Origin of the sequence: Dyella agri (genome assembly GCF_044904705.1) — a bacterium.
Taxonomy (GTDB): domain Bacteria; phylum Pseudomonadota; class Gammaproteobacteria; order Xanthomonadales; family Rhodanobacteraceae; genus Rhodanobacter_A; species Rhodanobacter_A agri.
In genome coordinates this window covers 244,007-250,006 of sequence record NZ_JADIKL010000008.1, presented here as the reverse complement: position 1 = coordinate 250,006, position 6,000 = coordinate 244,007, and the positions used below count along the sequence as shown (strand labels likewise).

The window sequence follows — 6,000 nt, the reverse complement described above, 5'->3', positions numbered from 1 at the left end:
CCATGCGCGTCATCCGTTCGTTGGAGCAGATCATCCAGTGGCGTGGTCAGCCCGAGGTGATTCGCTGTGACAACGGTCCTGAATACATCAGTGGTGCGTTTCTGACCTGGGCCGAACAACGCGGCATCCGCATCGAGCACATCCAGCCCGGCAAGCCGCAGCAGAACGCCTACGTCGAACGTTACAACCGAACGGTACGCTATGACTGGTTGGCGCAAACCTTGTTCGACTCGATTGACGAGGTGCAAGCATCGGCGACCCACTGGCTATGGACATACAACCACGAGCGTCCGAACATGGCTCTCGGCGGCATCACACCCATGCAGAAATTGGCCTTGCCCGCTTAGCTCCACTTTTGGCGAGCGCTAAAAGCGGGGGGATTACCCCAGGCCTGTGGCACAGACCTGATTGCTTGGGCGACGGAAGTAGAAAAAGCCCTGGGCGGCGGACGTAAACCTGGGGGACGGAAAGGGACAGCCTAGCGGTGAGCGTCCTCCCACGGTTGGCCAACACCAAGCGCCAGACGTGACTGGTGCCCGATGTCGGCCCAGGGTTCAAATCTGATCATGCGGCATTAACGGCTTTTTTGAGCTTGACGTGCTGCACGTGCTTCCACGGCAACCCGTCGCTGTTGCACACGGTCCAGTTTTGGAAAGAACGCGCCAACCGAACGAGGCACATAGGGAGCGGGCGGCGGCAGGTCATAGGCCACAGCGTTGACGGTGCCCACGCGTTCCAACAGGGTCGGCGGATCAATGTAGAACTCGGACAAAATGGAGCCCTTGGTGCTGTGCCCAGTGATGCGGGCAATGCGTCCTTCGGACATGCCTGCACGTTCGGCAAAGGTTGCGAAGGTATGCCGGAAACAATGAAACACCAGCTTGTCATCTTTGATGCCACACAACGGCATATAAGTGCGGTTCCACCAGTCGCCCACCTTGTCACCGCCTGACTTGCCCAAGCCAGGGAATAGCGGACCCGTGGCCTGGTTTTGTGCTTGGGTGACATCGGCCACGTAGGCCAGGAAACCCGCTTCCAGTAACGCACGATGGAGCGGAACAAATCGCTTCGTTTTGGAGTTCTTCAAATGTTGCTCCGAAAAACGCGTGGCAACGTGGAAACCCCACACATGGTCTATTTCTTCAATGTCCGCGGTATTGAGCTGGGCCAGCTCATTGACCCGGGCGCCACTGTGTAACGCCAACAACGGGATCCACCACCGTGCAGGCGTGCGGCAGTGTTTGTCCCGACGCTCCGGATCAAACAAGGCTTGCAGTTCACTGGGCAAAAACGCACGGCGGCTGCGTTCGTCCTCTTGGGATCGGGTCATCACATGCACATCGGACGCCGGGTTGGTGGGCAAGTGTTGGCGCTTCACACACCAGTTGAGGAACACCCGCAACCGATCCAAATGTTTTTCTTGGGTGCGCAAACCAATGGTGGGCGGATGAAGCCGACGCGACAGAGCAAGCACGCCAAGGACGTCCAGATCTTTGTAGTCGGGTTTCTTACTGGCATTGATGGGCCAATCGGCAATGGCGGCCAGGAAGGCATCAATGTCGTCGGGTCCGATCGCAGAAAGCGGTTTGTCACCGACAACCCCAAGGAACAGTCGCAGCGTGTGGGTGGTGTCCAGCACATTTGCGGTGGCGCGCTGCTTTTGTTTGAACTGAGCCAGAAACAGCGAGATGCGCTCAGACAAAAGAGGCGTTGGCCCGGCTGCGGGCAACACAGCGGCCGAGGCTGGGATGATGGCTGTTGGTTGATAGCGCTTGTCCATCTCCCGAAGCATTTCCAGCGCCATGGCGTGATCGGCGGGGCCCAGTGCATGGATGCGGCGCGTGCCATCGGGTGCAATTTCGATGGTGTAGTTCACGGCCTCCCGAGCAAATCCCCACGGATCCAAATCCACCTTGGTGGAAAGTTTGAGGGCCTGGTGGGAAGACTTTGAAGCATCGGTCATGGAGGCTCTGAGGGCAGCGCATTGACGTGACAAAGCGTAGCCGAGTTGAGCCGCCATCAATCGGACTTCATCACCGCCCATGTTGCCCAGGGCGCGGACGATGAAGCGAGAACCCATCGCCGCGCGCGCGTGTTGGGGCACCAGAAAGCGGACATACCAACCAGTCGATCGCTGGAAGATAAAAGGTTTCGGCATAGAAACGATACCCAAAACGATACCTGTGGGAAGGCGTTTCGGGGATCGTTGAGTGCCTAAAAAGCATCGGCCGATCAGCGGTTTAGACTGATCGGCCGACAGGTGTTGGTGGAGGTGGCGGGAGTCGAACCCGCGTCCGAAGGCGCTTGACGCCCGGTACTACATGCTTAGCTCACCGTTGAATCTCGTCCCGCGACAGCACGATGTGCGAAGCGCATCGAAGGACCAGCCTGCTTTATTTGACCCTGGCCGACAGGCGGCGACTTCGGGCGATCCCGTGATAATGACCCTACACCGACGAGCACGAGCACAAGTGGGTTCGGGGCTAGGCCTTAAGCGGCCAGAGCGTAGTTGTCGTCGTTGGCAACTATGAGTTTGCGGCTGGATTAACGAGGAAAGCTGCCCCCTCGGCATGCACCAAGCCATCTCACTACCCCCGTCGAAGCCAGTACACCCCCGGGGAAAACGGTATGGCCGGACAAGTATATGGGGTCGCGGCGCCAGGCATCAATGCGACACGCCGCGCCCTTCCGTGTCCGTTACATCTCCACGCAGTCGAAGCGCCGGTCGGTTTCCACCTCGGCGTCGTAGTCCACATCGCCGCGATCAAAGCCGAACAGCTTGAGGAACTCGTGCTTGTAGCCGTCGTAATCGGTGATCTGGCGAAGGTTTTCGGTGGTGACGGTGGGCCAGAGCGCCTTGCAGGCGTCCTGCACGTCGTCGCGCAGCTCCCAGTCGTCGAGGCGCACGCGACCCTCGGTGTCGATGGGCAAGGCGGCGCCGTCGGCCCGATAGAGGCGGTCGTGGAACAGGCGGTTGATCTGCTCGATGCAACCTTCGTGGATGCCCTTCTCCTTCATGATCTTGAAGGCGATGGAGACATACAGCGGAATCACCGGGATCGCGGCACTGGCCTGGGTGACCACCGACTTCATCACACCGACGCGGGCGTCGAGGCCCTCGGCGGTGTGGCGCTCGCGCAGTGCTTTCGCGGTATTGTCCAGATGCTGCTTGGCCTGGCCAAGCGTGCCGTGCCAGTACATCGGCCAGGTGATCTCGGTGCCGATATAGCTGTAGGCGATGGTCTTGGCGTCCTTCGCCAGCACGCCGGCCTTGCCCAGCGCGTCGATCCACAACGCCCAGTCTTCGCCGCCCATCACGGTGACGGTGTCCTTGATTTCCTGCTCGGTGGCCGGCTCGATGGTGGCCTCGATCACCGTATCCTTGTTGGTATCGACCGAGGTGTTGGTGAACGGCTCTCCGATGGTCTTGAGGGCGGAGCGCACCACTTCGCCAGTGTCCGGCAGCTTGCGCACGGGCGAGGCCAGCGAGTAGACCACCAGGTCCACCTGCCCGCCCATCTCGTTCTTGATGATTTCAATGGCGCGCTCGCGCGTCTCGTTGGCGAAGGCGTCGCCATTGATGGACTTGCTGTAGAGGCCCGCCTGCTTGGCCAGCTTGTCGAACGCGGCGGAGTTGTACCAGCCGGCGGTGCCGGGCTTGTCCTCGCTGCTGGGCTTCTCGAAGAACACGCCCAATGTGGCCGCGCCGTAGCCGAACGCGGCGGTAATGCGCGACGCCAGGCCGTAGCCGGTGGAAGCACCAATCACCAGCACGCGCTTCGGACCCTTGCCGTCGTTGTGGATGGCGGCTTTGGTGGTGGCGATCTGTTCGGCCACGTTGAGCTCGCATCCGACCGGGTGGGCCGTGACACAGATGAAACCGCGCACTTTGGGTTTGATGATCACTGGTGATGCTCCACGGGGAATTCGCAAGGCGGCATCTTAGCGAAGGCCGGGGTCCATGCGCTGCGGTAGGGAAACGCGCGCCCTGTCCCGCCGGGCGTGGGAAAGGCCATGGGTGAACCTGCTTTGATGCGCGTGGGAGTGGGCTTTGGGACGCTGATACAGGGGCATTCGATCGTTACGGCGTGTCCGGACCCTCATCCGGCGCCGCGCACCACCTTCTCCCGGCGGGAGAAGGGAACAGACCACACGCCGCACTAGCGGATGGATCGCAGGGTCTGCACCAACGCACGCACTTGTTCCTCGTCACTGCGCAATTCGCCACCCTGCATGTCGGTGAGCAGCGGCGGGCGATGGCGCATGCCCGAGGCGAGTTGCCGCTTGGCGGATGCGTGGAATTCGCAGGCACCGGTGGCGGTGGCGAGCGCGGTGAGATTGTCGGCCGTCACACCGGCACCGGGCATGATGGCAATGCGGCCATTCGCCTGCCCGATCATCTCGCGGATCAGGGCGGCGCCTGCCAGTGCGCTGGCCTGCCCGCCCGACGTCAGCACGCGCTCGCAGCCCAGCGCAATCACATCATCCAGTGCGCGCCGTGGATCGCGCACGAGATCGAAGGCGCGGTGGAAGGTGATGCCGAGGTGACCCGCTGCGGCGATCAGGCCGTAGCAGCGCTCCATGTCCACCTCGCCGTCGGCATCGAGCACGCCGAGCACCACACCGTCGCAGCCCAGCCCCACACAGGTCTCGATGTCGCGGCGCATCGCCTCGCATTCGTCATCGTCGTAGAGGAAATCGCCGGCGCGTGGACGGATCAGCACGTACAACGGAATGCGCAGACGTTCACGCACCATCGCGATGACGGCCTGCGAAGGCGTGAGGCCGCCCAGCTCCAGCGCGGCACACAGCTCCACCCGCCCCGCCCCGCCTGCCTGCGCGGCCACTGCGGAGGCCACCGAGTTGGCAGCCACTTCCAGCAAATACTTGCTCATGCGGGATAAACGCTCTTCGAGGGAATCAACGCACGCTGGTTCTTCGCATCGCACACGGCGTAGGAGAAACCGGACTGGATCGCCCAGGCGCCCACCTCGCCATCCCGGTTCATGGCGAGAAAACCCACCTGGATATCCTTCGCCGTCTTCGGCTTCTTGCGCACGATGCGCATCACCGCCTCGCGGCAGGCTTCCGTGGGCGTGCGGCCCTGGCGCATCAACTCCACCACAAGGAAGCTGCCGGCGTTGCGGATGACCTCCTCGCCCACCCCGGTGGAGGTGGCGCCACCTACTTCGCCATCCACGTACAGGCCGGCGCCGATGATCGGCGAGTCGCCCACGCGGCCGTGCAGCTTCCACGCCATGCCGCTGGTGGTGCAGGCGCCGGCCAGCTTGCCGTGCGCATCCAGGGCCAGCATGCCGATGGTGTCGTGGTTGTCCTTGCCGCCGGGAAGCGCGGCGGGTTTACCGGCGCCGTAATCGCGCACCTCGCTGTTGATCACGGGCTGGTAGCGCGCGGTCTTCAGCCACTCGTGCCAGGCCTGGTCCGCCTCTGGGGTCAGCAGGTTCTCCTTCTCGAAGCCCTGCTCCAGCGCGAACTGCAGCGCACCGTCGCCAGCCAGCAGCACATGCGGCGTACGCTCCATCACCCGGCGCGCCACCGAGATGGCATGCGTCACGTGTTCCAGCGCGGCCACTGCGCCGCAGTTGCCCTCGGCGTCCATGATGCTGGCATCCAGGGTCACCTTGCCGTCGCGATCGGGGTAACCGCCCTTGCCCACGCTGTGGTTCTTGAGGTCGGCCTCGGGTACGCGTACGCCGGCTTCGACGGCATCGAGCGCATGGCCGTGCTTGTCCAGGATCGCCCACGCCGCCTGGTTGGCGGCGATGCCGAAATCCCAGGTAGAGGCCACACGCACGGTGGCAGACTTGCCTGCCGTACCGGTGGATCCGGCGGCGGCGAGCGGCTTGCTCATCGCCAGCGCGGAGGCGCCCAGCAACGAGGTCTTGAGGAATTGCCGGCGATCGGCCATGAAAGCTCCTGCATTTTGCGATCGTCCATGATCGCGGAGATCGAATGGGCAGTCATCCTTGGCTGCACCCT

General features: G+C 62.7%; 5 protein-coding genes and 1 other RNA gene. 1 reads left to right on the top strand and 5 read right to left on the bottom strand.

Annotated elements, in window-relative coordinates:
* The coding region (locus tag ISP14_RS14950) for an integrase core domain-containing protein (protein WP_404541291.1) at positions 1 to 347 on the top strand (347 nt) is incomplete at its 5' end.
* Positions 348 to 574: 227 nt separating this feature from the next.
* On the opposite strand, the gene ISP14_RS14945 is transcribed toward ISP14_RS14950, so the two are convergent.
* From ISP14_RS14945 to ISP14_RS14925, 5 genes are all read right to left on the bottom strand, one after another.
* Complete coding sequence (locus ISP14_RS14945) at positions 575 to 2,158, bottom strand: site-specific integrase (RefSeq protein WP_404541290.1); 1,584 nt, start codon at positions 2,156 to 2,158, stop codon at positions 575 to 577.
* A gap of 106 nt (positions 2,159 to 2,264) precedes the next feature.
* Positions 2,265 to 2,616: a transfer-messenger RNA gene (gene ssrA / locus ISP14_RS14940) on the bottom strand.
* Positions 2,617 to 2,697: 81 nt separating this feature from the next.
* Positions 2,698 to 3,906 carry an enoyl-ACP reductase FabV gene (fabV, locus tag ISP14_RS14935; protein ID WP_404541288.1) on the bottom strand — a complete coding sequence of 403 codons (1,209 nt, stop codon included), beginning with the start codon at positions 3,904 to 3,906 and terminating at the stop codon, positions 2,698 to 2,700.
* 254 nt (positions 3,907 to 4,160) lie between these two features.
* On the bottom strand, positions 4,161 to 4,895 hold the full coding sequence (locus ISP14_RS14930; protein WP_404541287.1) for a copper homeostasis protein CutC: 735 nt from the start codon (positions 4,893 to 4,895) through the stop codon (positions 4,161 to 4,163).
* Complete coding sequence (locus ISP14_RS14925; RefSeq protein WP_404541286.1) at positions 4,892 to 5,929, bottom strand: N(4)-(beta-N-acetylglucosaminyl)-L-asparaginase; 1,038 nt, start codon at positions 5,927 to 5,929, stop codon at positions 4,892 to 4,894. Before ISP14_RS14925 ends, ISP14_RS14930 begins: the two co-directional genes overlap by 4 nt.
* Between the last annotated feature and the right edge of the window lie 71 nt (positions 5,930 to 6,000).